Origin of the sequence: Rhizobium sp. Rhizsp82 (genome assembly GCF_047325115.1) — a bacterium.
GTDB lineage: Bacteria > Pseudomonadota > Alphaproteobacteria > Rhizobiales > Rhizobiaceae > Rhizobium.
The window spans coordinates 1,286,032-1,310,641 of the sequence record NZ_CP168570.1 but is presented as its reverse complement, the minus strand read 5'-3'; the positions used below and the strand labels follow the sequence as shown (position 1 = coordinate 1,310,641).

Below are 24,610 nucleotides of genomic sequence, written 5' to 3'. Positions count from 1 at the left end.
GGCGCAAGACGCAGATAGCCGCGCAAGGTTGCGCGAAGCTAGGCTAACGGCTGATTTTTAGGAAGAGAAGAGAGAGTGGCGCACCCGAAGAGATTCGAACTCCTGACCCCCAGATTCGTAGTCTGGTGCTCTATCCAGCTGAGCTACGGGTGCGTCTCGAAGCGGCTGAACCGCTTGCGTGGCGATCCTCTAAAGGGTCCTCCGGGGGAATGCAATAGGGTTTGTGAAAAAATCGCGACTTTCGTTCCGCAGAGCTGATCTGCGGAATTTGCATTACTTTTCAGCGTGGCTGCGGGAGCGGTAATCGTCCAGGGAAACCGGGCGATCCGGGATCTCGATGCGGAATTGCGTGCCGGCCGCGGGTTTTTCCACAAGCGCGATGGTGCCGCCGTGGGCGAGCACCAGCTCGCGGGCGATCGTCAGGCCGAGACCTGTGCCGCCGGAGCGGGCAGAGCCGCGGAAGGCCGTAAAAAGGTTCTGACGCGCCTTCAGCGGCATGCCGGGACCGGTATCGTCAACGATAATACTCACGACGCTGCCGACGCGCTGGCCCGAGACGGTGATTCGCTTGATCCCATCCATTCCGAGCTCGCCCGGCATCATCAGCGCCTGCAGCGCATTGCGGCAGAGGTTGTGGATGACACGGAAGAGCTGCTCGCTGTCGCCATCGATTTCGAGATCGGTGGACATCTGCTCGACGAACTCGACGCCGCTTGCCGGATCGATCGCCAGCATGTCGCGAACATCCTGGGTGAGCTCGTAGAGCCGGATGCGGCGGCGGCGCGGCGCCGATTCGCTCGCCTGGCCGTAAGAGAGCACTTCGGTCGTGTAGCCGACGGCGCGGTCGATGGTTCTGAGCAGCTTCGGCGCGAAACTCTTGACCATGGGGTCATCGACATCGACGAGGCGGTCGGACATCAGCTGGGCCGAGGCCAGGATGTTGCGCATGTCATGATTGATCTTCGAGACGGCAAGGCCGAGTGCGGCAAGGTTCTTCTGCTGCTTCAACGTCTTCTGCAGCTCGACCTGCATCGCGGTCAGATGGCGCCCGGCAACGGCCAGCTCGTCGCGCCCGCCCTCGCCGACGAAGACGTTCTGCGGATTTTCGGGATCGGCGGAGAAGTCCTGCATGCTGCCGGTCAGATTGCGGATCGGCCGGATGAGAATGCGGTTGATGACAAAAAAGACCAGCGTTGCCGTGAACAGCGAGATCAGGATCGAGAGCAGGAGAACGTTGCGGGCATAGACGAACATCGCATTGCGCAGTGCCCGGTCCTTCATGACCACTTCAACCCCGGTCGCGGTATCGCCGACAGGGCCGTAGACGCGGATCATCCGGTTGCCACCGAAGATCAGCGTATCCAGCGCATCGCAGATGGCACTGACGGGCGTGACCTTGGTCAGATCATATTGCTCGTCGACCGATGTCGGCATCTCGCTCATCGCCAGCAGGCGGGAGGTGCCGTCCTTGCGCAGAACGATCGCCTTGGTGCCGGTCGCTTCCAGCGTTTCCTTCTGGACGGAGCGCGGCAGCTCCACGGGCTGCAGACCATCGATGACGATCGCGGCGGCGGCAGCTGTGTTCAGCTTGTCGTCCAGCCAGCGGATACGCATGCTGGCGATCGAGGGGAAGAAGATCAGCACTTCGGCGAGCATGATGAACAGCACGATCATCCAGAGCAGCTTGCCCGAGAGACCACTGAGCCACCCTGCCGGACGTTCACCGCCAGCAGCCATCGTTACATTTGCTGAAATTCCGCTTTGGTCTTGCACCGGCATCGCTGTTTCCGTTCGGCGCAAGCGCCTGCGAGGCAGAGACTTATATTAGACGGATTATTTTGCACTTTCAAATCTTCGCGAGGCGCGGCAGTTCGTCACAAAAGAAAACGCCGCCCGGAGGCGGCGTTTCCTGAATTCGAGAGCTTCTAGCGATCAAAACTCTTCCCAGCTCTGCTCAGCGACCGCAGCATTGCCGTTGAAGGCACGAGCGACCGTGTTCATGGCGCGGCGGGCGGGCGACGCGACCGGGCGATGCTCTTCGCGGCGGGCAACAGCGACCGGAGCCGCGGCATGGCCCGTATTCGACACCTTGAAGCGCGAGATGAGACGCACCAGGCCATCGGCCTCTGCGGAGAGCTTGTGGGTCGCAGCCGAGGTTTCCTCGACCATCGCGGCGTTCTGCTGGGTCACCTGGTCCATCTGGTTGACGGCGGTGTTGACTTCCTTGAGGCCGGTCGACTGTTCCTTCGCCGCGGTTGCGATCGAATGGATATGGTCGTTGATGGCAATGACGCGGGTTTCGATTTCGGAGAGCGCCTCGCCCGTTGCCTGCACCAGCTTGACGCCGACATTGACTTCATCGCCCGACTTGGTGATCAGCGCCTTGATGTCCTTGGCGGCGGTTGCGGAGCGCTGCGCCAGTTCGCGGACTTCCTGTGCGACGACCGCGAAGCCCTTGCCGGCTTCACCGGCACGCGCTGCCTCGACGCCTGCGTTCAGAGCAAGCAGGTTGGTCTGGAAGGCGATTTCATCGATCACGTTGATGATCTGGCTGATTTCGCGGGATGCCTGCTCGATACGGCCCATGGCGTCGACGGCGTTGCGGACGACGACACCGGAGGCGCCGGACTTATCCTTGGCTTCGGAGACCATGACGCTGGCTTCCTGGGCGCGTTCCGTCGAGTTCTGGACGACCGCGGTGATCTCATCGAGTGCGGCAGACGTCTCTTCGAGTGCGGCAGCCTGCTGTTCTGTACGCTTCGACAGGTCGTCGGTCGCAACGCGCAGTTCGTTGGTGTTGCCGTTGATCGCTTCGGTGGTTTCGCGAACTTCGCGCATCGTCGTCTGCAGGGTGACGAAGGTGCTGTTGACGTTCTGCTGCAGTTCGGCAAAGGCGCCCTGGAACTCGCCGCGCATGGTCTGCGTCAGGTCGCCCTCAGCAAGGCTTGCAATAACGCGGCGGGTTTCGTTGACACCGCTATCAACGCTCGAAAGCAGCGAGTTGATGTTGCCGGCAAAGTGGTTGAGGCTGTCGTCCTCGTAGTCCTTCTCGATGCGGCGGCTGAAATCGCCGGCAGCAGCGGAGGCGACGACGACGGACATGCTGGACTGCAGGTCGTCGCTCTTGGCACGCATCGCGGCTTCCTGAGCGTTCATGCGCTTTACGGCGAGACCGTTCTGCTTGAAGACAGCGACGGCAGCGGCCATGTCGCCGATTTCGTCCTGACGGCCAGCGTAAGGGACTTCGGCGTCGAAATTGCCATCGGCAACTTCCTTGATCGCGGTCGTGACCTTCTTGATCGGGCGGCTGAGGTGACTTGTGCCGATATAGAAGCCGAGACCTACGCCAGCGGCAATGCCGAAAGTGGTGATAGCAAGAACGAGCCAGAAGATGGAGTTGCGGAACGCTTCGATCTCGTCGTCAACGGCATCGAGCTCAGCGCGGTCGACTTTGACGATAGCGTCGATCTCGGCCTGGAAGGCCTTGCGGTTGGCGCGGTTCGCGTCGTTGTTGCCCTGCTCGTTCGCGGCTGCGGGGCCAACTTCAGTACCAAGACGAGCGGTCTCGGTGCGGAAGGTGCGGAATTCCTTGGAGCGATCGACGAGTTTGCTGAAGGTATCCTTCTGGCTATCGGGCACGAGCGGCGCCCAGCTGGCGATAACCTTGTCGATCTCGTCGAGATCGGTTGCAATACCCTTGGCGAAGGGTGCGACGTCCTTGACGTCCTTGGCGGCGTAGATGCCGCGGGCTTCCATGACGACAGCCGTCACGAAACGGTTCAGCCGCTCACCGGCATAGGCGCGGCTGGAAGCGCTTTCATATGCGGTCAGCTTATTGTTGTATTCGTTCATAGCGAACAATGCCGTGGCGCCGATAACGAGCGCAACGCCGGCCATCACGCTGACCAGCAAATTGATCTTTCCACGAATTTTCAAAGTATAGTCTCCCTGGGGGTGAAGAGAGCCTGGAAAGCAATTTCCCAGCCGATGAACAAAATATCGGCGAAATTTCTTAAAGTTATGTTTCGGATTTTAGTTGTTCCGACTACAAGAAATTATCCCTATTATTCCGGAACGCAGCACGATTTTCGCAAAAATTGCAGGCGTTGCGGCCTAGACACCGGAAAATCGTAACGGCAGCCACACATCTGCCGCAAAATTCAACCTTTCCGGGCCCTGTCGTAGTCGTTAACACCAATGTGCGACTTTTTGCATTGTGCAACTTTGATGGGCAGCGCCGGCAAGATCATTTGCGCTGGTATAATTGACTTCCGGGGTCACCATCCGTATAAGCCGCCGCACGTCCGGTCATTCAAGGTCTCTGACCTCGTCCGTTCGCAAAACAACGCTCCTTGCACTTTGCAAAACTTAAGAAGGGCCGCACTCCGCGGTGTTTAAATAAATGAAGCGTACCTACCAACCATCCAAGCTTGTCCGCAAGCGCCGCCACGGCTTCCGTGCGCGTATGGCCACCAAGGGCGGTCAGAAGGTTCTGTCTGCTCGCCGCGCCCGCGGCCGCAAGCGTCTTTCGGCCTAAGGCCGGAATTGCCCGATAAGAGATGGCGGGCGAATTGACGACCAAAAAAGAACAAGAAAAATCGACTGTCGGGCGGCTGAAAAGCCGCCCGCAGTTTCTTGCTGCGCGCAATGGCGAAAAACGCCGCGGCGGCTTCTTCCTTCTCGAGGTCCTTGACCGGAAGGAACCCGACACCGAAGCCCGTGTCGGCTTCACAGTCACCAAGAAACATGGCAACGCAGTCGAGAGAAACCGCATGCGGCGGCGTCTTAAAGAGGCCGTGCGGCTTCATGCAGGGTTTGCAATGCAAGCCGGACACGACTATGTGGTTGTCGCAAGAAGGGATGTCTTGAAGGCATCTTTCCAACAGTTGACTGCGGAGCTCAAAGCCCGCGTTGAAAACAAGCCGAAACAAAAGCGGTCGAATGAAGGCCGCTCCAGGAACGTATGATGCAAAACAACCGCAATTATTTCATTGCGATCGCTCTTTCCGTGCTGATCGTTCTTGGCTGGCAGTTCCTTTATATGAATCCGCGCATCGAAGCGCAGCGCAAGGCGCAGGAAGCCCAGAAGGCACAGCAGACCACCGAACAGACGCAGACGCCCGCCGCTGGTGGCGCTCAGCCGCAGACGAACGGTGCCGCACCGACCGGTCAGGCGGCAGTGACGACCACGCGTGAAGAAGCGCTCGCCAAGTCGCCACGCGTCGTCATCGACACCGCTGCTCTCTCGGGCACCATCAACCTGACGGGCGCACGCCTCGACGACCTGAAGCTCAAGGGCTATCACGAGACCGTCGACAAGAGCAGCCCGATCATCACGCTGTTCTCGCCGGCTGAATCGAAGGACGGCTACTTCGCCGAGCTCGGTTATGTCGGCAACGACCAGACGGGCACGGTTCCCGGCGCATCGACGGTATGGACGGCACCCGAAGGCGCCAAGCTGACGGAAAAGACCCCGGTCACGCTGACCTACACCAATGACAAGGGCCTGACCTTTGCCCGTACGATCTCGGTCGACGAGCGCTACATGTTCACGATCACCGACAAGGTGACGAACAGCGGCGCCGGTGCGGCATCGATCTCTTCCTATGGCCGCGTTACGCGCAACAACAAGCCGACGACGCCTTCCGTCTACGTCCTGCACGAAGGCTTCATCGGCGTCATCGGTGACGATGGCCTGGTCGAAACCAAGTATAGCGCCGCCGAAAAGGAAGCCGTTACGCCCGCCAAGTCCACCGGCGGCTGGCTCGGCATCACCGACAAGTATTGGGCTGCGACGATCGTTCCGCCGCAGAAGTCGGCCTATGAAGCCCGGTTCGCCTACTATGCCGGCGAGCGGCCGACCTACCAGGCAGACTACAAGGAAGACGCTGTCAGCATTCCGGCCGGCCAGTCTGTCGAGCTGAAGAGCCTCGTCTTCGCCGGCGCCAAGGAAGTTCCGGTCATCGACGGCTACGAAACCTCCTACGAGATCCCGCGCTTCGACCGCCTGATCGACTGGGGCTGGTTCTACTTCCTGACGAAGCCGATGTTCAAACTGATGGACTTCTTCTTCCGTTACTTCGGCAATTTCGGCGTGGCGATCCTGCTGACCACCATCGTCGTCAAGGCGCTGTTCTTCCCGCTCGCCAGCAAGCAGTACGCTTCGATGGCGAACATGAAGCGCATGCAGCCGAAGATGGAAGAGCTGAAGGCGAAGTTCGGCGACGACCGCATGGGCCTGCAACAGGCAATGATGCAGCTCTACAAGGAAGAGAAGATCAATCCGGTTGCCGGTTGCTGGCCGATCGCGCTGCAGATCCCGATCTTCTTCTCCCTTTACAAGGTGATCTACATCACCATCGAAATGCGCCACGCGCCGTTCTTCGGCTGGATCAAGGACCTTTCGGCTCCGGATCCGACCTCGATCGTCAACCTCTTCGGCCTGCTGCCGTTTGAGGCGCCGACCCTGCTGCATCTCGGCGTCTGGCCGCTGATCATGGGTGTCACGATGTTCCTGCAGATGCGCATGAACCCGACGCCTCCGGATCCGACCCAGGCAATGATCTTCAACTGGATGCCGCTGGTATTCATGTTCATGCTGGCAAGCTTCCCGGCCGGTCTGGTCATCTACTGGGCCTGGAACAACACGCTCTCGGTCATCCAGCAGTCGGTCATCATGAAGCGCCATGGCGTGAAGATCGAGCTCTTCGACAATCTGAAGGGCCTCTTCAAGCGAAAACCGGCACCATCGAAATGACGTTGAAAGCCCCGCTCCGGCGGGGCTTTTTCGTTTCAGGGCGCCGTTACCGCTCAGCCGCAAGGTTGACATTGGGCCGCAAAAGCTGAATGCGGTAGCTGACAGACCTCTGATACTGGATAAGGGCCGGATGACGGACAAGAACGACAAGCCACTCTTCGGACGCCCGTGGATCTTTATCCGCGGCGTGCCGTCCATGAAATTCCTGCCGCCGGAAGGACCTTTCGAGGTTGCCTTTGCCGGGCGCTCGAATGTCGGCAAGTCGTCGCTGATCAATGCGCTTGTCGGCCACAAAGGTCTGGCGCGTACATCGAACACGCCGGGCCGCACCCAGGAGCTCAATTACTTCGTGCCCGACGGCTATACCGGCGAAGGCGGCGACCTGCCGCCGATGGCGCTGGTCGACATGCCGGGCTACGGCTATGCGCAGGCGCCGAAAGATCAGGTCGACACCTGGACGAAACTGGTCTTCGATTACCTGCGCGGCCGCGCGACGCTGAAGCGCGTCTATGTGCTGATCGACAGCCGCCACGGCATCAAGAAGAACGACGAGGACGTGCTGACGCTGCTCGACAAGGCCGCCGTCTCCTACCAGATCGTGCTTACCAAGACCGACAAGATCAAGCCGCCGGCTGTCGTCAAGCTGCTCGCGGAGACCGCCGAGAAGATCAAGAAGCGCCCGGCCGCCTATCCTTTCGTGATCGCTACATCTTCTGAGAAGAGCGACGGACTGGACGATCTGCGCCAGGCGATCGCCGAAACGGTGGAAATCACCAACTGGAAATGAAAGAGGCGCCCCGAAAGGCGCCTCCCCACAGTCTCCTGCCTGCAATCATTTACATCTTCGGCAGAAGCACCTTGTCGATGACGTGGATGACACCGTTTGACTGTTTGACGTCGGCGATGGTCACATGGGCGACGCCGCCGTTTTCATCGGTCAGCGTGATCTTGCCCATGCTTTCCTTGGCCTTGATGATGCAGCCGCCGACCGTCTTGATGTCGTGCTCGCCGCCATCGTCCTTGATCATCTTGGCAACCGTCTTCGACATCGCGTCGGCGGCAATGACGTGGCAGGTCAGCACCTTGGTGAGCTTGGCCTTGTTCTCCGGCTTGAGCAGCGTATCGACGGTACCGGCCGGAAGGGCCGCGAAAGCCTCGTTGGTGGGCGCAAATACCGTGAACGGCCCTTTGCCTTCGAGCGTGGAAACCAGGCCCGCCGCCTTCACGGCTGCAACGAGCGTGGTGTGATCTTTGGAGTGAACGGCATTCTCGACGATATTTTTCGTCGGGTACATGGGTGCACCGCCGACCATCGGGTTCTTCGCCTGGGCCGCAAAGGCGATCCCGGATACGGCGGCAGCAAGCGCGATGGTGCGCATAGCGGACTTGAGCATGATCTTCTCCTCCAAACCGGCCGCGTAACGCTGGCCTGATGCCTCGCGCCGCCCGGTCAGGAGATCTACGGAGGCTTTCGGAAAAGAGTTTCAGACGGGACTGAAGTTTTTACGGGTGGTGTGCCGCGCCGCTGGCGATCACGGGTCCGGTTGGCAAGCCCGTGGTCGAGCCGCCGAAGGGTTCGAGGCTGACGGCGAGCGTCGCGCCTTCGCCGATTTGGCTGCGCATATTGGCCGGGATCAGGAGATCGCCGCCCTCACCCGGCTGGAAGACGCCGAGAGACTGCGGCGCACCGCTTCCCGGGACGAGCCAGAGCTGCAGCGATTTCTCTTCGGGCTTGCCGGCTGCGACAGGGACGATGCGAAGACGACCGGTATCTGCCTGATAGGAAGCCAGCAGATTGACCTGACTGCCTGCGGCCGACAATTCCGCCACCAGCGGCGCTGCGCCCTGCGGCGGCGGCACGATGCCGGAGGCGAAAATGATAGCACCGGCGGCAACGACCAGCGAGGCGAAGGTCAGCGAGCGCCAGAAGACCGCCGAATTCCAGAGGCCGCGCGAGAAAGAGGGCGAATGCGCCGCATCGCCGAAAAGCCGGGCCTCGACCTGCTTGAAAGTCTCGCGGCTCGGGGCGACACTTTCATATTCATCATTGAAGGCGGAGAGGTTGGTTTCCCATCGGCTGACGATGGCGGCAAACTGCCGGTCGCGGCGCATGCGTTCTTCGACGACCCGCCGATCCTGGTAAGAGAGAACGCCAAGAACATACTCGCCTGCGAGCACTTCGTCGCGAGAGCGGCCTCCCTTGCTTTGATCAGGCGATGTCATCGTTCCATGCACTCTCTCAGCTTCAAAAGGCTGCGCCGCAGCCATGTCCGCATGGTGTTGAGCGGAACGCCGAACTGATCGGCAAGTTCCTGGTAGCTCAGTCCTTCGACATAGGCCCGCCTAACCGATGTCGCCCTGTCAGCTTCCAACTCTTCCATGCAGGTGTCAATCCGCCTTCCTTCATCGGATATCATAGCTTGCTTTTCCGGATCCAATCCGGAGTCGGCAAGATCGTAGGCGGTGTCCAATTCGTCGGCGACCGGCTTTCGTGCCCGCATCGTGTCGATTGCCTGATTGCGCGCAATTGCCGCAAGCCAGGAATTGGGAGCGCCCTGCGATGAGGCGAAGGCCTTGGCGCGCTGCCAGATCTTCACATAGATCTCCTGCAACGCCTCCTCGGCTTCCGCCCGATCCTTCAAGATACGCAGGCAGATCGCAAAAAGTTTCGGGCTTGTTTCTCGATAAAGTGCGACGAACGCCTGGCGGTCGGACATCGCCACGCGGCCAATCAGTCTTGCGAGTTCGTCGCCTGTCATGCCGCTGCCGCTCTCCCTGTGCTCCCCTAGATAAAAGGCAGGGCGCAAAATTGACAAGAGCGCAGCCAACTAATGACCTGCACATTATTCCATCTGTCAAAAACTTGAGATAAAAGGCCCGCGATCCATTCTGCGGGGTAAGCCATGAACCAGTCCGAAAGCGAAATGCAGGCCCATCTTCTCGCGCAGGCGCTGCCTTACATGCAGCGCTACGAGAACAAGACGATCGTCGTGAAATACGGCGGCCATGCCATGGGCAACCCCGAACTCGGCAAGGCTTTCGCCAGCGACATCGCGCTTCTGAAGCAGTCGGGCGTCAATCCGATCGTCGTCCACGGCGGCGGTCCTCAGATCGGCGCGATGCTGACGAAGATGGGCATCGAATCCAAGTTCGAAGGCGGCCTGCGCGTTACCGACGCCAAGACGGTCGAGATCGTCGAGATGGTTCTCGCCGGCTCGATCAACAAGGAAATCGTCGCGCTGATCAACCAGACCGGCGAATGGGCGATCGGCCTCTGCGGCAAGGACGGCAACATGGTCTTCGCCGAAAAGGCGCAGAAGAAGATCAAGGATCCGGATTCCAACATCGAGCGCGTTCTCGATCTCGGCTTCGTCGGCGAAGTGGTCGAAGTCGACCGCACGCTGCTCGACCTGCTCGCCCGCTCCGAGATGATCCCCGTTATCGCACCGGTCGCACCCGGCCGCGACGGCGCGACCTACAACATCAATGCCGATACGTTCGCAGGCGCGATCGCCGGTGCGCTGAACGCCACCCGCCTGCTCTTCCTCACCGACGTTCCCGGCGTTCTCGACAAGCAGGGCAACCTGATCAAGGAACTGTCGGTCGCCCAGGCGCATGCGCTGATCGCCGACGGCACGATCTCGGGCGGCATGATCCCGAAGGTCGAGACCTGCATCGACGCCATCAAGGCGGGCGTCCAGGGCGTCGTCATCCTGAACGGCAAGACGGCGCATTCCGTCCTGCTCGAAATCTTCACGGAACATGGTGCGGGCACGCTGATCGTGCCCTGATCACCCTTCAAGGCGCGGCGGCGTAGACCGCTGCCGCGGCTGCCTTCAGCTTTTCCATCATCATCCGGTAAGGTCCTGGGCCGTAGCTGATACGGCCGACGCCAAGGCTTGCCAGGATTTTCGCGTCAGGGACACCCGCGCGCATAATGATGTTGACCGGCAGGGTGGAAGCCGCGCAGATTTTCTCGATGAGCGCAGGATTAGCGAGGCCGGGCACAAAGAGGCCATTGGCACCGGCCGCCGCATAGGCCTTGCCGCGCGCGATCGCCTCGTCGACGAGACCTGCATGCTTGGCCTCATCGCGTTCTGCAAGGAAGAGATCGGTTCTAGCATTGATGAAGAACGCGATGCCGCGGGCATCCGCCATCGCCCGGATCGCCTTGATCTTGGCCGCCTGCTTTTCCACCGGATGCAGGCCACTCCCGCCGACGATCTGATCCTCGAAATTGATGCCGATCGCTCCGGCTTCGATCACCTTGGCGACATTGGCCGCAGCACCATCCGGCTCTTCTGAATAGGCGCCCTCGAAATCGACGGATAATGGCAGATCGGTCGATGCGGCGATTGCTCTCGCCGTATCGATAAGTGCCGCCATCGGCAGCTCCTGGCCATCGGCATAGCCCTGCGCAGCGGCAACCGACCAGCTGCCCGTCGCCAGCGCCTTGGCGCCGCGCTCGGCAACCGCCTTTGCCGTTCCGGCATCCCATATATTGTAGAGAACGACCGGCTTGCCCCTCTGGTGCAGTGCTGCGAATGCCTTTGCCTTGTCCGCCTGGTTCATGATGCATCCTCCATTTCGGGCCTTGCTACCCGCATCTTTGCTTCGTGTTTCAAAAGCCACTGCTTGCGCCAGAGGCCACCGCCGTATCCGGTCAGCGACCCGTCCGCCCCGATCAGCCGGTGGCAGGGGATGACGACGGCGATCTGGTTGGCGCCGTTCGCCCGCCCCACGGCCCGGACGACCTGCGGATTGTCCATGTCGCGCGCGAGATCGCCATAGGCGCGCGTCTCGCCGACCGGAATGCGGATCAGCCTCGCCCATATTTCCCGCTCGAAATCGGTCGCGAAACTCAGCGCCAGCGGCGTCTCAAATTCCGTCAGCCGACCCTCGAAATAGGCTTTCATCTCCGCTTCTATCCGGTCGATTGCCGGCGTCCTTCCGGCTGCGACGGTCGAGCGCGTCTTGCGCTGCAGCTTCTCGAGTTCGCCCGGCAAGGCCTTGCGATCGTGAAACTCGAGGAGATGCAGATGCGTCTGGTCGGCGACCGCGATCATCGGCCCGAGCGGCGTATCGAAGATATCGGCAAAGAGCAGTTCGCGGTTCTGCACGATCACGGGCGCCTTGCCGATCATCCGGTGGAAGGCAGCGCGAAAGCTGCTGGCGGATTCATAGCCGGCATCCAGCTGCGCATCGATGACGCGGGCGCCATTGGCCAGCTGCTTGGCGGCCTGACCGAGGCGGCGGTAACGGGCGATATCGAGAAAGGTCATGCCGAGCGCACGCTTGAAGGCACGGCGAACGGTCGAGGGATCGTAGCCGAGATCGACGAGATCATCCTCCGTCCAGCGCACCGAGGGATCACGATCCAGCGCCTTCAGGAGATCATCGACGATCGCTTCACGCCCCGCCTGCTCCAGCGGTCTGCAGCGCTGACAGGGACGGAAGCCCGACTGCATGCAGGTGGCGATGGAATCATAGAACAGCGTATTCTCCCGCTTCGGCTTGCGCGCCGGGCAGGTCAGCCGGCAGAAGACGCCCGTCGTTTTGACGCAGGCATAAGCGAGCCCCTCGTAGTCGAAGCTCCGGGCAATCAGCGCACCATAAAGCGCATCGTCATCTGGCAGATCAAACAGCATGGCGTCTTTCTACCACCCCACAGACCCGCCGTCCGCCCGAAAACGGGCGTCTATTTTATTCGGCGGCGTCGAGGCTTTTCGCACGCCTTGCAGGACGCAGCATGGATTCCTCCTCGGCATCCTGCGGCGCGCCCCAGAATGCTTCGAGGCTGGGACCAGCCTTAAGATGCCACCGCCGAAAGAGAAACTCGAATATCTCATGCACCCAGACGCGGCGCCCCATCTGCGTATACCACCGCATGGAATGGCGCTGCTGCCTGTCGCGATGGAAGAGGATGCGCATCAGCGCCTTCGGGCGGGCCTGGATTGCGACCTCGATCAGCTTGACGGCAGCGAGCAGGACGGCCGGGTGCAGATGCCGCATCTGCAGGACCTGATGCTTGTAGTCCCATTTGCGGATGTCGGCCTCGATCACCTGCCTGCTGCGCGCGATGCGGAAGAACGGCGTCCAGCGATGCGGCGTCACATAGAGCGCCTGGATCTGGTCGGGATCATAGGCGAGCAACTGGCGGAAGCCGCGCCAGAGATCGCTCAGCTTCTCCTCCTCGAACCCGACGACCCATGTCGCCATCGAAAGAATGTCGTGCTGGCGCAGGAGCCGGATCGCCTCGCGGTCCGTGGCCTTGCCGCCGCCCTTCTTGATCAGCGCCAGCGTTGCCTCGTCGGTATTCTCCATGCCGAGAAGCCATCGGACGACCCCGGCCTTGCGATAGAGATGAAGGATGTCGGCATCGCGCACGATGTCGTCGGCCCGCGTCGAACCGACGATCTGGACCGGGACGTTCTCGGCGATCATCGCTTCCAGAAAAGCGAGCCATGCCTTTCGCGAGGAAGTCGGGTTCTCGTCGGCGAGATTGATCAGCTCGACGCCCTCTTCGCGATAAAGGCGCGCGATCTCGCGGGCGAAGAGTACGGGCGACCGGTGGCGCCACCGCGTCCAGAAACCGCGCTGGCCGCAGTAGTTGCAAAGATGGGGACAGCCCCGCGAGAACTGCAGGACGACCGCGCGCTTTCCACCCCAATAGCTGTAGCGGCGATGATCGATCAGCTCCCAGCCGATGCGATAGTCATCAAGGTCGGAAATCGCCTGCATCGGCGGCGTCGCCACGATCTCACCGGCTTCGCTTCGGAAAGCGATGCCCGGGACTGAGCCGAGCGGACCGCCATTTTCCAGCGCAGCAGCCAGGCGCCGCATCGTCTCCTCGCCCTCCCCGCGCACCAAGACATCGAAGGCCTCCGTTTCCGCCAGCACCTCGCGCCAGTGATAGGTCGGGAAGACCCCGCCATAAACGATGCGTATCCCTGGCTTGACGGCCTTGATGGCCTGCGCGATCGCACAGGCCGTCGGATGCGCTGACGTCGAACCCGAGTGGCCGATCAACACAAGATCGGGATCGCCGACGTGACTGACGATGTCAGGGATCGCCATCGGCCCGAACTCGGCATCGACAAGCCGGACGGCGTGACCGTCATCGATTAGGGGACCACCAACCGCGAGAAGTCCGAGCGGCGGAAGATGGTCGTCGGGAATGCGGCTGCCGATCGCGGTATGAGGTGGGTTTATCAGAACGATTTTCATGCACTGCCCCCGGTGCGCCAGCCTCTAAGCATAAATCAACAGCGATACATGGCGGCATCAGGTCAAAATCCTCTTAAAGTTGTGGAGACTTGAAGGCATTTTCGCGAAGTGCTTTGCCGCCTGGACCGCGCAAAAGATTTTGGTTTCCTGCGCGAGGCATGCCATAAGGCGCGCATGACAAAGATCGACCGCACTCCGACGACTTCCGATTTTGCGCATGTGAGCGAATGGGTCTTCGACCTCGACAACACGCTCTACCCGCATCACATCAATCTCTTCGCGCAGATCGACAAGAACATGACGGCCTATGTGTCGGCGCTGTTGCAGTTGGAGCGGGACGAGGCGCGGAAACTCCAGAAGCAGTATTATTTCGATCACGGCACGACGCTTCAGGGGCTGATGATCCATCATGGGGTCGATCCCAACGATTTCCTCGAGAAGGCGCATGCGATCGATTACTCCTCGCTGCTGCCGCAACCGGAGCTTGGCGAGGCGATCAAGGCGCTGCCGGGCCGGAAGTTCATCTTCACCAATGGCAGCGTAAAGCATGCGGAGATGGCAGCGGGCGCGCTCGGCATTCTCGATCATTTCGACGATATCTTCGACATCGTCGCTGCCGATTTCGTGCCGAAGCCGGCGCAGGTGACCTATGACAAGTTCATGGCCCTGAAGCGCGTCGAAACCAGGAAGGCCGCGATGTTCGAGGACCTGCCGCGCAATCTGGTGGTACCCAAGGCTCTCGGAATGGCGACGGTTCTTCTGGTGCCGAACAACCTCGAAGACACCGTCGTCGAGTGGTGGGAGAAGACCAGCGGCGACGAGGATCACATCGATTTCGTCACCGACGACCTCACCGCATTCCTGGCGAAGATTACCGGCTGACTTACGAAAGTTTCATCCAGCTTACCTAGGTTTAATTGGGTTTTCCGGCATCGCAGCCTTACCTTTTGGTCGTGAAGGGATACGAACCGAAAGGAATTCTCATGTATCGCAACAAGCTTATCCTGGCAGGTCTCTCCGCCGCTCTGATCGCCGGAGCCGCCGGCGCGAGCTTTGCTGCCAACGGCAAACATCCCGACCGGCCGCGCCATCACCACGAAATGATGGGCGGGCCGCGCGGCGCCGCCTTCCGTGAAATCGCCTTCGTGCGCATGCTGAAGCAGTTCGACGAGAACAAGGACGGCAAGATTTCCAAGCAGGAAGCGATCGATGGTGTCGACAAGATCTTCGCGGCCGCCGACAAGAACAATGACGGCAGCCTGACGCCCGGCGAGATCCGCGAATATCACCAGGCGCAGATCAAGGCCTGGCGCGATGCGCACAAGGACGCCAAGAAGGACGGCGGCGACGATCAGCAGATGGCGCAGAACGACGGCAAGGGCCCGCACGGCGGCCCCGATGGCCACCGCTGGGGCAAGCGCCATGGCGGCGACATGATGTTCGCCGCGATGATGCGCCGCGTCGACAAGGACGAGAACGGCCAAATCTCCAAGCAGGAAGCAGAAGATGCGATGAGCCGCTTCTTCGACCGCCTGGACACCAATAAGGACGGCTTCATCTCGATCGACGATATGCCCGACCGGCCGTTCCTCTAAGAGAGGCTGGAAAGATTGGAACCCGCCGCGTCTCGCGGCGGGTTTTTTCTTATTCCTGGTGCTCGTAGAAATCCTGGATGATCTTCCAGGCAGCGTCTGCCGTGTCGACAAAACTGATGAGATTGACGTCGTCAGGGGCGATGGTGCCGAACTCGGCAAGCGCCTCGAAATTGACGATGCTGCGCCAGAACTTTTCACCGAACAGGATCAGCGGCATCTTTTCCATGCGGCCGGTCTGGATCAGCGTCAGGCACTCGAAGAACTCGTCGAGCGTGCCGAAGCCGCCGGGAAACACCGCGATCGCCTTGGCGCGCACCATGAAGTGCATCTTGCGGATGGCGAAATAGTGGAAATTGAAGCTGAGCTCCGGTGTCACATAGACGTTTGGCGCCTGCTCGTGCGGCAGCACGATGTTGAGGCCGATCGAAGGGGCGCCTTCATCCGCAGCGCCACGATTGCCGGCTTCCATCACGCCCGGCCCGCCGCCCGTGACGATCACATATTCATGGAAATCGTGCGCCGCAGAATAGCGCGAGCAGAGGCGGGCAAACTTGCGGGCCTCGTCGTAATAGACCGAGGCGGCCTCGAGATTGGCGCGCTGGATATCGTTGCGCGCCGCCCAGGCGCTCTGGCCGGGGGCCGGAATGCGGGCGCCGCCGAACATGACGACCGTCGATTTGATGCCGCGTTCGGCCAGCAGCATTTCCGGCTTCAGCAGTTCGAGCTGAAGGCGGATCGGGCGCAGTTCCTCGCGGCAAAGGAAGTCTTCGTCGACATAGGCCAAGCGATAGGACGGCGATAGTGTCTGAGGCGTTTTCGGTACGGCGCGGGCGCGATCCTTGTCGGTTTCGCTCGTCTTCAGCGGATCCCAGACCCCATCCTTACGCCGGAGCCTGCCATTCTTACCCTTTGCCATTCTCAAATGCCTTTCAGTCCTTACCAAGCGACGTCTTTAACGCCTTGAATCCAGAACGATCTGGTTCGAAAAATCATTCCATTTTGGGCGTCCATGCGATAGAGCAGATCGCATCTTGCCGATCACAATTCCCGGAGGCGCTGTAGCCTTCAGGATAAAGTTCGAAGTTTAAGGAATCCTCATGAGCGCTACCGATCTCGCATCCCTCGAAAAGACCATCGAAGCGGCCTTCGACAACCGCGACAGCGTCAGCACGTCGACCAAGGGCGAAGTTCGCGATGCGGTGGAAGCTGCGCTCGAACTGCTCGATGGCGGCAAGGCTCGTGTGGCCGAGCGTGGTGCCGATGGCGCCTGGACGGTCAACCAGTGGCTCAAGAAAGCCGTGCTGCTCTCCTTCCGCCTGAACGACATGGAAGTCGTCAAGGGCGGTTCGGGCAACTCGACCTGGTGGGACAAGGTTCCCTCGAAGTTCGAAGGCTGGGGCGAAAACCAGTATCGTGACGCCGGCTTCCGTGCAGTTCCGAACTGCGTGGTGCGCCGCTCGGCCTTCATCGCCAAGAATGTCGTGCTGATGCCCTCCTTCGTCAACCTCGGCGCCTATGTCGGCGAAGGCACGATGGTCGATACCTGGGCGACGGTCGGATCCTGCGCGCAGATCGGCAAGCATGTGCATCTTTCCGGCGGCGTCGGCATCGGCGGCGTTCTCGAGCCGATGCAAGCCGGCCCGACGATCATCGAAGACAATTGCTTCATCGGCGCCCGCTCGGAAGTCGTCGAAGGCTGCATCATCCGCGAGGGCTCGGTCCTCGGCATGGGCGTCTATATCGGCAAATCGACCAAGATCGTCGATCGCGCCACCGGCGAAGTGATGTATGGCGAAGTACCGCCCTATTCCGTCGTCGTCGCCGGCTCGATGCCATCAGGCAACAAGACCATGGCGAACGGCCTGCCGGCACCGCATCTCTACTGCGCCGTCATCGTCAAGCGCGTCGACGAGCAGACCCGCTCGAAGACCGGCATCAACGAGCTGCTGCGCGACTAAGCTGCAGTGACAGCCGGACCGCGATCCGGTAAACACACGGCACTCTCTTAACGCGAGGCGGGTTTCCGCCTTGCCATGTCTTTGCCATTCCTGCCGGATAATTCGACCGTCATGACCGCTACCGATCCCGTCGCCAATCTCCAGACCCTCATCCGCTGCCCGTCCGTTACGCCCGCCGAAGGCGGCGCGCTCTCGGCGCTCGACGCGATGCTTTCGCCGCTCGGTTTCAAGGTCGACAAGGTGATGGCCACCGAGCCGGGCACGCCCGATGTGGAGAACCTCTATGCGCGGATCGGCGATGACGGCCCGCACCTGATGTTTGCCGGGCATACGGATGTCGTGCCTGTCGGTGACGAGACGGCATGGACGTACCCACCCTTTGCGGCGGAAATCGCCGGCGGCGAGATGTTTGGCCGCGGCGCCGTCGACATGAAGGGTGGCATCGCCTGCTTCGTGGCCGCCGTTGCACGGCATGTCGAAAAGCATGGCGCTCCGAAGGGCTCGATTTCCTTCCTGATCACCGGTGACGAAGAGGGACCCTCGATCAACGGTACGATCAAGCTGCTGCAATGGGCAGCGGAGCGCGGCGAGCGCTGGGATGCCTGCGTCGTCGGCGAACCGACCAATCCCGATGCGCTCGGCGACATGATCAAGATCGGCCGCCGCGGTTCGCTTTCGGGCAAGATCACCGTTCACGGCGTCCAGGGCCACGCCGCCTATCCGCATCTTGCCGACAATCCGGTGCGCGGCCTGCTGCAGCTGACGACGGCGCTGATGGATCCGCCCTTCGATGGCGGTACCGAGAGCTTCCAGGCCTCCAACCTCGAAGTGACGACCGTCGATGTCGGCAACCCGGCGACCAACGTCATTCCGGCGAAGGCGACGGCGAGCTTCAACATCCGCTTCAACGACACCTGGACCGCCGATACGCTGCGGGCGGAAATCATCCGCCGTCTCGATGCCGCTGCGGCAGAGGGCGTACTGCGTCCAGGCCGCGAGCCGGTTCGCTACGAGATCATCTGGGCCGATCGTCCCAGCCATGCCTTCCTGACGCGCAACAATGCGCTGATCGCCTCGCTCTCCTCGGCCGTCGAGAACATTACGGGCAAGGCCCCGAAGCTCTCGACGACGGGCGGCACCTCGGATGCGCGGTTCATCAAGGATTACTGCCCGGTCGTCGAATTCGGCCTCGTCGGGCAGACCATGCACATGGTGGACGAGCGCGTGTCGGTCGCCGACCTGGAGACGCTGACGCAAATCTATCAGACCTTCATCGAGCGCTGGTTCGAGAATGCCGGGGCTTAGGGAAGTCCAATATTATCTGGCGGGGCTCTGGCTGCTGATCCGCATGGATCCGCGCGGTTTCCGCTTTCTCGATGTCTCGGATCGCGGCGTCAACCGTTCCTTCTGGGCGATGGTCTGGTGCCTGCCGCCCATGGGGATCTCCTGGCTCTGGTGGCGACAGGCCTTCCTGCAGACGATGCCGCCGCATTACGATGTCGGCCTGCCCTTCTATTTCCGGCTGGGGATGGTCGAGATCGCCAACTGGTTCGTGCCGCTGGTTCTCACCGGAATCCTGCTGCTGATCTTCAAGATGGGCAACCGCTTCGCCGCCGTCGTCGTCAGCGTCAACTGGCTGGGTGTGCCGCTCTCCTATATCAACGGCCTGCTGCTGGCGCTGGTGTTCTTCATTCCGGGCACGGTCAGCATCGTTTCCATCCTGCTGCTGATCCTAATGATCGCGCAGGTTTTCATCCTGGCGCGCATCCTGCGGATGATCTTTCACGGCCACGGGCTGATGGTCGGGGCGCTGACGCTGGCACTTCTGGTGCCGACGATGATGCTTGCCGAATATCTGCAGAAGTTTCTCGGGATCTATCCGGCCTGATTTCGGCCGGGAACGACTTCGCCGTCTTCCTTGGTGAAGCTTCCGATATCGGCATTGGGAAGGATGTCGAGCACCAGTTCGGACGGACGGCAGAGGCGCGCGCCCTTCTCTGTCACCACGATCGGCCGGTTGATCAGGATCGGATGGGCCATCATCGCATCGACCAGTTCATCGTCCGAGAATGCGGGATTATCGAGGCCGAGCTCGTGATAGGGCGTGCCCTTCTCGCGCAGCAGATCGCGTGCGGACATCCCCAGTTCTGCGATCAGGGCAATCAGCTCGCCACGGGTTGGCGGCGTCTTCAGATACTCGATGACATCGGGTTCCTCGCCGGACTGACGGATCATCGCCAGAGTGTTGCGCGAGGTGCCGCAGGCCGGGTTATGATAAATCTTCACCGTCATCGCTGCTCTCCGCCGTTGCGCGCCTATCCGTGATTACATCGGGGTAGTCGACCTGCATGAAATAGAGGCCATCCGGCGGCGCCACCGGGCCACAGGCCTTGCGGTCGCGGGCTTCGAGCGCTGCCTGCACATCGTCAGGCGTCCATTTCCCTTCGCCGGCGAGCTTCAGCGTTCCGGCGAAGGATCGGATTTGATTGTGCAGGAAGCTCTGCGCCGTGGCACGAATTTCGATGAGCTCGCCACTGCGCGTCACATCCAGCCTGTCCAGCGTGCGCACCGGACTGTTCGCCTGACAATGCGCCGAGCGGAAGGTCGAGAAATCATGGTTGCCGACGAGGCGCTGGGCGGCCGCATGCATGGCCTCGTGATCGAGAACCTTCGGCACCCACCAGGCCTTTCCGGCCTCGATCGCCAGCGGCGCGCGGCGGGTGATGATGCGATAGAGATAGTGGCGGCGCAGCGCCGAGAAGCGGGCGTCGAAAAGATCGCTGACGGCCTCGACATCAAGGATGGAAACCCGCTCGCCGGCGAGCTTCAGATGCGCGTTCAGTGCATTCTGCAGCTTGAAGGGTGACCATTCCCTAGCGAGATCGGCATGAATGACCTGGCCAAGCCCATGAACGCCGGAATCGGTGCGCCCTGCGCCGCGGATCGAAACGGTCTCGCCGCTCAGCGACAGGATCGCGGCCTCGATGGCGCCTTGCACGGACGGGCCGTTGTCCTGGCGCTGCCAGCCGACATAGGGCGCGCCGTCATATTCGACGGTCATCCGGTAGCGCGGCATCAGCTGATCCTTGTGCCGCGGGTAAGCGGCGTGCCGCGCAGGAAGTCTGCGGCAGGCAGAGGCTTGCCGCCGGCCTTCTGAAGCTTGGTCAGCCGGATAGCACCGGTCGCGCAGGCCACGACCAGATCGTCGCTCAGCAACTCGCCCGCCGGGCCATTGCCTTCGGTGAGCTCGGATCCGAGAACCTTGATGCGTTCCGGCTTGCCGCCGATTTCGAGTTCAAACCACGCACCCGGGAACGGCGCCAGACCGCGGATGTGATTGTGAACGTCTGCAGCGTCCCTGGCGAAGTCGATCCGGGTTTCACCCTTGTCGATCTTGCTCGCGTAGAGCACGCCTTCTTCCGGCTGCGGCGTCAGCGGCAGGTTGCCGCTCTCCAGCGCAACCATCGCCTCGCCGATCACCTTGGCGCCGACATGCATCAGTTTGTCATGCAGCTCACCGGCCGTCATGTTCGGGCCGATCTCGACCTCACGGGTGAGTGCGACGGGGCCGGTATCCAGCCCCTTGTCCATCTTCATCACCATCATGCCGGTCTTTGCGTCACCGGCCATGATCGCCCGCTGGATCGGTGCGGCACCGCGCCAGCGCGGCAGCAGCGATGCGTGACCGTTGTAGCAGCCGTCGCGCGTTCCGGTGAGAATCGCTTCGGGAAGCAGAAGGCCATAGGCAACGACGACGGCGACATCGGCATCGAGGGCGCGGAATTTCTCCCGCTCTTCCGGATCCTTGAAATTGACCGGCGTGAAGACCGGCAGGCCGAGCAACTCCGCCGCCTGATGCACCGGCGATTTCTGCAGATCAAGCCCGCGGCGGCCACCCGGCCTCGGCGGCTGGCTGTAGACCGCGACGATCTGATGCCCGGCATCGACAAGCGTGCGCAGCGTCGGGACCGAGAACTCGGGCGTGCCCATGAAGATGATGCGAAGTGACATACTATTCCGCCGTTAGCGATCAACCGTCTTCAAACGGGTTTACGAGCTTGAGATCAAGCCCCTCGAAATCTTTTATGTTGCGGGTCGCCAGCGTCGCGCCATGCGAGAGGCAGATGGCGGCGATCATGGCGTCCTGCAGAGAGACCGGCCTTCCGATCGCTTCGCGACGGGCACGAAGCCTGCCCGTTTCAACTGCCGTATGTCTGTCGAATGCCAGTATTCGACCGCCGTAGACCACCAGTAACCGATCGAGCACTTCGCGGTAACGGGGAGACTTGTCTCGAAGCCAAATCCGCTCGGCCCCATACGATTGCTCCATGACGACCACGTCGCAAAGGTAGAGGTGGTCTTCAGACTGTGCAGCCGCCCATGCGAGGACCTTGAGGTTCGAAGCGGGTCTGGCAATCTCCGATATCACATTGGTGTCGAGAACGATCAATCGAACCCCTCAAGAGGCCGGCCGAAATCCTTTTTGCGCTCGGCCTCGAGCTCATCCATGACACGCGCGAATTCTTCCTGCTCTTTTTCGGTCAGCGGCGAGAATATCTCACGAAAGCCATCGAGCGCAGACCGTGTCGCCTTGTCCGCGCCCGAGGTGCCGACCATGGCTTTCTGCAGCAGGCTCTTCGCCTCGTCGGAAAGGCTATTGCCATTCTTCTCGGCGCGCGAAGCGATGTCACGCTTCATCGCGTCGGGAATATTGCGGATCAGAAGATCGCCCATGCGACACCTCGCTCATGATATCACTGATATCATAGTACACCGGCACCACAGGTTCAATGCACCGGTCAGATCGCCTTCGACTTCGCAGCCTTGGTGAACTTCTTGATCACCATCTCGCGCTTCAGCCGCGAGATATGGTCGATAAACAGCACGCCGTTCAGGTGGTCGATTTCGTGCTGCAGGCAGGTCGCCAGCAGGCCGTCGGCTTCGGCGGTCAGTTCCTTGCCGTCGCGGTCGAGATATCTGACGGTGATCGTGGCGGGACGTTCGACCTCGGCATAGTAATCCGGGATAGAAAGGCAGCCCTCTTCATAGACAGAGCGCTCGTCCGAAGACTTCAGGATTTCGGGATTGATGAAAACCTGGGGCTGCTTGTCTTCGCCTTCGCGCGAGACGTCAATGACGAGCATGCGGCGCGGTACGCCGATCTGGATCGCGGCAAGGCCGATGCCCGGCGCGTCATACATGGTTTCCAGCATGTCGTCGGCGAGACGCTTCAGTTCATCGTCGACGCGCTCGATCGGCTTGGAAGCCTGACGGAGAATGGGATCGGGAAGAATGATGAGTGGCTTGATGGTCATGGCGTTCCCATAACCTATCTTTTCGGGCGTGGGAATTATCCCGAAACTTCCGAAGGCGGTTTTTTGCTGCCGCCTCCGGAAAATCGCCGTATTCGTCTTACGCAGCGCGGCGGCTGATGGTGCTGCGGATATCGGCCTGGGTGCGGAAGCGCTGTAGCAGGTCCATGAGATTGCTGACCTCGCCGCGCAGGCGGCGGGTTTCGGCAGAGGTGTGCTCGACCATGCCGGAATTCTGCTGGGTGATCGTATCCATGTTGCGGATGGCGACGCTGACTTCGTTGACACCGGTTGCCTGATCCCGGGCGGCAGCGGCAATCTCGGCGACGACATGGTTGATCATGTCGATGCGGCTGATCATGTCGTTCAAAGCTTCACCGGTGCTGCTGACGATGCCGACACCTTCGTCCACCTGGGCGGAGCTTTCCGAAATCAGGTTCTTGATCTCCTTGGCAGCTTCCGCCGTGCGCTGAGCAAGCTGGCGAACTTCCTGCGCCACGACGGCAAAGCCCTTGCCCGCCTCACCGGCACGGGCGGCCTCGACGCCGGCATTCAGTGCCAGAAGGTTCGTCTGGAAGGCGATCTCGTCGATGACGCCGATGATCTTGGCGATCTCGTCGGATGACTTCTCGATGCCTGCCATGGCCGAGACGGCGCTGCTGACGAGCTCGCCGGAGCTCTTCGCGCGCTGCTGCGTCTCGCGAACCGCGTCCGAAGCCTTCTCGGCATTGGCCGCGGTGAGGCCGACACTGACGGACAGCTGCTGAAGGGCGGCCGAGCTCTCCTCGACGCCGGCTGCCTGCTGAGCGGTGCGCAGTGCGAGATCGTCGGTTGCCTTGGAGATGGTGTTGGTGCCGCTCAGGATTTCGGCAGACGTGCTGCGGACCGAACCGAAGGAGCTGCGCAGAGCCGCAACGGCGCGGTTATAGTCTTCGGCCATATGCTTGAAATTGCCGGGCAGATCGGCCGGGAGGGAGGCTTCCAGATCGCCGTTCGACAGCGCTTCGAGGCCGCGGCGCAAATGATCGAGCGCCATCGCCTGATCCGCCTCGGCCTTGGCGCGCTCCTCTTCCAGCTTGTGGCGCCGCTCTTCGAGCGCCTCGAGATAGACGGAGATCGAGTAATCCATGTCGAGCATCGCGGCCTTGATGACGGCGGAGAGCTTTTCGGCAAGCGCCTTGCCCTGCTGGCGGCCGAACATCGATGGCCACTGCTTCTCCATGATGCCCTTCACGAGTTCGGACATGACGATCGCGTAGCCGCCGATATACCAGCGCGGCTCCAGACCGATGCGCGCATGCGTGCGGCCGACGGCGGTGACGCCCTTCACATAGGTCTCGTCGAAATTGCCGCCCGCGAGGTTCGCCCAGTGATTTTCCTGCGCCTTCTTGGCGTGGCCCATATGCGACTTGTCGGAGAAGAAGCCGGCGACGGCAGGGGTCTTGGCGATCTTGGCGTAGAACTTGTCCAGCGCACCGCCGACCAGCGAGCCGATCACCGGCCGCATCTCGCTCATCGTCTTGCGCGCGGTATCATCGAGCTCGATGAAATCAAGGCGCTGCTTGAGGGAGGACTGCGAATGCTGGCTGGTCATGATGATCTCTGTCTGCCGGGGGGCGATGTAAGGAATTGTTTCCGCAGCGACATTTCTAAAATATGGTTGAGCAATCGTTAAACCCCGCTACGATTTATCGTTGCAGCAACTTGGCAGGCTGCGGCCTTTTGGCGGCATCTTCTGCAGCTGTTGATATGTTCACGTTT

26 protein-coding genes and 1 tRNA gene are annotated in these 24,610 nt (G+C 61.1%); 10 read left to right on the top strand and 17 right to left on the bottom strand.

Annotated elements, in window-relative coordinates:
* Positions 1-76: 76 nt before the first annotated feature.
* From ACEN84_RS11155 to ACEN84_RS11145, 3 genes are all read right to left on the bottom strand, one after another.
* Positions 77-153, bottom strand: a tRNA-Arg gene (locus ACEN84_RS11155).
* Between the two features lie 120 nt (positions 154-273).
* Positions 274-1,779, bottom strand: a complete 1,506-nt coding sequence (locus ACEN84_RS11150) for an ATP-binding protein (protein ID WP_413710891.1) — start codon at positions 1,777-1,779, stop codon at positions 274-276.
* Between the two features lie 153 nt (positions 1,780-1,932).
* A complete protein-coding gene (locus ACEN84_RS11145; protein ID WP_413710890.1) occupies positions 1,933-3,936 on the bottom strand; it encodes a methyl-accepting chemotaxis protein in 2,004 nt (667 codons plus the stop codon).
* 466 nt (positions 3,937-4,402) lie between these two features.
* Here ACEN84_RS11145 and rpmH point away from each other — a divergent pair, with 466 nt between their 5' ends.
* The 4 genes from rpmH (at position 4,403) to yihA (ending at position 7,544) form a co-directional block, all read left to right on the top strand.
* Positions 4,403-4,537, top strand: coding sequence for a 50S ribosomal protein L34 (gene rpmH, locus ACEN84_RS11140; RefSeq protein ID WP_025555461.1), 135 nt, complete (start codon positions 4,403-4,405; stop codon positions 4,535-4,537).
* A 22-nt stretch (positions 4,538-4,559) separates the two neighbouring features.
* Entirely contained in the window at positions 4,560-4,967 is a 408-nt protein-coding gene (rnpA, locus tag ACEN84_RS11135) for a ribonuclease P protein component (protein ID WP_130279171.1), read from the top strand.
* A complete protein-coding gene (gene yidC, locus ACEN84_RS11130) occupies positions 4,967-6,757 on the top strand; it encodes a membrane protein insertase YidC (protein WP_025555463.1) in 1,791 nt (596 codons plus the stop codon). Before rnpA ends, yidC begins: the two co-directional genes overlap by 1 nt.
* A gap of 130 nt (positions 6,758-6,887) precedes the next feature.
* Positions 6,888-7,544, top strand: coding sequence for a ribosome biogenesis GTP-binding protein YihA/YsxC (gene yihA, locus ACEN84_RS11125; protein ID WP_413710889.1), 657 nt, complete (start codon positions 6,888-6,890; stop codon positions 7,542-7,544).
* Positions 7,545-7,593: 49 nt separating this feature from the next.
* Here the strand turns inward: yihA and ACEN84_RS11120 are convergent, their stop codons facing one another.
* From ACEN84_RS11120 to ACEN84_RS11110, 3 genes are all read right to left on the bottom strand, one after another.
* A complete protein-coding gene (locus ACEN84_RS11120; RefSeq protein ID WP_413710888.1) occupies positions 7,594-8,151 on the bottom strand; it encodes a fasciclin domain-containing protein in 558 nt (185 codons plus the stop codon).
* 109 nt (positions 8,152-8,260) lie between these two features.
* Complete coding sequence (locus ACEN84_RS11115; RefSeq protein WP_025555363.1) at positions 8,261-8,980, bottom strand: anti-sigma factor domain-containing protein; 720 nt, start codon at positions 8,978-8,980, stop codon at positions 8,261-8,263.
* Entirely contained in the window at positions 8,977-9,516 is a 540-nt protein-coding gene (locus ACEN84_RS11110) for a sigma-70 family RNA polymerase sigma factor (protein ID WP_130279461.1), read from the bottom strand. Before ACEN84_RS11110 ends, ACEN84_RS11115 begins: the two co-directional genes overlap by 4 nt.
* 144 nt (positions 9,517-9,660) lie before the next feature.
* Here ACEN84_RS11110 and argB point away from each other — a divergent pair, with 144 nt between their 5' ends.
* Positions 9,661-10,548 (top strand): acetylglutamate kinase, encoded by an 888-nt coding sequence (gene argB, locus ACEN84_RS11105; RefSeq protein ID WP_025555365.1) that lies wholly within the window; start codon positions 9,661-9,663, stop codon positions 10,546-10,548.
* Between the two features lie 7 nt (positions 10,549-10,555).
* Here the strand turns inward: argB and ACEN84_RS11100 are convergent, their stop codons facing one another.
* The 3 genes from ACEN84_RS11100 to bchE are packed head-to-tail and all read right to left on the bottom strand — an operon-like array spanning position 10,556 to position 13,984.
* Positions 10,556-11,329: an isocitrate lyase/PEP mutase family protein gene (locus ACEN84_RS11100; RefSeq protein WP_413710887.1), complete on the bottom strand. Its 774-nt coding sequence runs from the start codon at positions 11,327-11,329 to the stop codon at positions 10,556-10,558.
* Entirely contained in the window at positions 11,326-12,405 is a 1,080-nt protein-coding gene (locus tag ACEN84_RS11095) for a bifunctional transcriptional activator/DNA repair enzyme AdaA (RefSeq protein ID WP_413710886.1), read from the bottom strand. The genes ACEN84_RS11100 and ACEN84_RS11095 overlap by 4 nt, the downstream gene beginning before the upstream one ends.
* 55 nt (positions 12,406-12,460) lie before the next feature.
* A complete protein-coding gene (gene bchE / locus ACEN84_RS11090) occupies positions 12,461-13,984 on the bottom strand; it encodes a magnesium-protoporphyrin IX monomethyl ester anaerobic oxidative cyclase (RefSeq protein ID WP_413710885.1) in 1,524 nt (507 codons plus the stop codon).
* Positions 13,985-14,158: 174 nt separating this feature from the next.
* Here bchE and ACEN84_RS11085 point away from each other — a divergent pair, with 174 nt between their 5' ends.
* Entirely contained in the window at positions 14,159-14,866 is a 708-nt protein-coding gene (locus ACEN84_RS11085; protein WP_413710884.1) for a pyrimidine 5'-nucleotidase, read from the top strand.
* A gap of 101 nt (positions 14,867-14,967) precedes the next feature.
* Positions 14,968-15,579: a calcium-binding protein gene (locus tag ACEN84_RS11080; RefSeq protein ID WP_130279176.1), complete on the top strand. Its 612-nt coding sequence runs from the start codon at positions 14,968-14,970 to the stop codon at positions 15,577-15,579.
* A 49-nt stretch (positions 15,580-15,628) separates the two neighbouring features.
* Here the strand turns inward: ACEN84_RS11080 and ACEN84_RS11075 are convergent, their stop codons facing one another.
* Entirely contained in the window at positions 15,629-16,495 is an 867-nt protein-coding gene (locus ACEN84_RS11075) for an LOG family protein (RefSeq protein WP_199626066.1), read from the bottom strand.
* 181 nt (positions 16,496-16,676) lie between these two features.
* Between ACEN84_RS11075 and dapD the strand changes: the two genes are divergently transcribed.
* The 3 genes from dapD (at position 16,677) to ACEN84_RS11060 (ending at position 19,425) form a co-directional block, all read left to right on the top strand.
* Entirely contained in the window at positions 16,677-17,537 is an 861-nt protein-coding gene (dapD, locus tag ACEN84_RS11070; RefSeq protein WP_025555449.1) for a 2,3,4,5-tetrahydropyridine-2,6-dicarboxylate N-succinyltransferase, read from the top strand.
* Positions 17,538-17,648: 111 nt separating this feature from the next.
* On the top strand, positions 17,649-18,842 hold the full coding sequence (gene dapE / locus ACEN84_RS11065; RefSeq protein ID WP_413710883.1) for a succinyl-diaminopimelate desuccinylase: 1,194 nt from the start codon (positions 17,649-17,651) through the stop codon (positions 18,840-18,842).
* Complete coding sequence (locus tag ACEN84_RS11060; RefSeq protein WP_025555447.1) at positions 18,829-19,425, top strand: hypothetical protein; 597 nt, start codon at positions 18,829-18,831, stop codon at positions 19,423-19,425. Before dapE ends, ACEN84_RS11060 begins: the two co-directional genes overlap by 14 nt.
* Here ACEN84_RS11060 and arsC read toward each other — a convergent pair.
* The 7 genes from arsC to ACEN84_RS11025 form a co-directional block, all read right to left on the bottom strand.
* Positions 19,413-19,829, bottom strand: coding sequence for an arsenate reductase (glutaredoxin) (arsC, locus tag ACEN84_RS11055; RefSeq protein ID WP_413710882.1), 417 nt, complete (start codon positions 19,827-19,829; stop codon positions 19,413-19,415). The genes ACEN84_RS11060 and arsC overlap by 13 nt on opposite strands.
* Positions 19,807-20,613, bottom strand: coding sequence for a tRNA pseudouridine(38-40) synthase TruA (truA, locus tag ACEN84_RS11050; protein WP_413710881.1), 807 nt, complete (start codon positions 20,611-20,613; stop codon positions 19,807-19,809). Before truA ends, arsC begins: the two co-directional genes overlap by 23 nt.
* Complete coding sequence (gene fmt, locus ACEN84_RS11045; protein ID WP_413710880.1) at positions 20,613-21,548, bottom strand: methionyl-tRNA formyltransferase; 936 nt, start codon at positions 21,546-21,548, stop codon at positions 20,613-20,615. The genes truA and fmt overlap by 1 nt, the downstream gene beginning before the upstream one ends.
* Before the next feature lie 19 nt (positions 21,549-21,567).
* Positions 21,568-21,987 (bottom strand): type II toxin-antitoxin system VapC family toxin, encoded by a 420-nt coding sequence (locus ACEN84_RS11040; RefSeq protein WP_413710879.1) that lies wholly within the window; start codon positions 21,985-21,987, stop codon positions 21,568-21,570.
* Positions 21,984-22,271 carry a FitA-like ribbon-helix-helix domain-containing protein gene (locus ACEN84_RS11035; RefSeq protein WP_413710878.1) on the bottom strand — a complete coding sequence of 96 codons (288 nt, stop codon included), beginning with the start codon at positions 22,269-22,271 and terminating at the stop codon, positions 21,984-21,986. Before ACEN84_RS11035 ends, ACEN84_RS11040 begins: the two co-directional genes overlap by 4 nt.
* Before the next feature lie 65 nt (positions 22,272-22,336).
* Entirely contained in the window at positions 22,337-22,852 is a 516-nt protein-coding gene (def, locus tag ACEN84_RS11030) for a peptide deformylase (protein ID WP_112713665.1), read from the bottom strand.
* 97 nt (positions 22,853-22,949) lie between these two features.
* A complete protein-coding gene (locus ACEN84_RS11025; protein WP_413710877.1) occupies positions 22,950-24,443 on the bottom strand; it encodes a methyl-accepting chemotaxis protein in 1,494 nt (497 codons plus the stop codon).
* Positions 24,444-24,610: the final 167 nt, after the last annotated feature.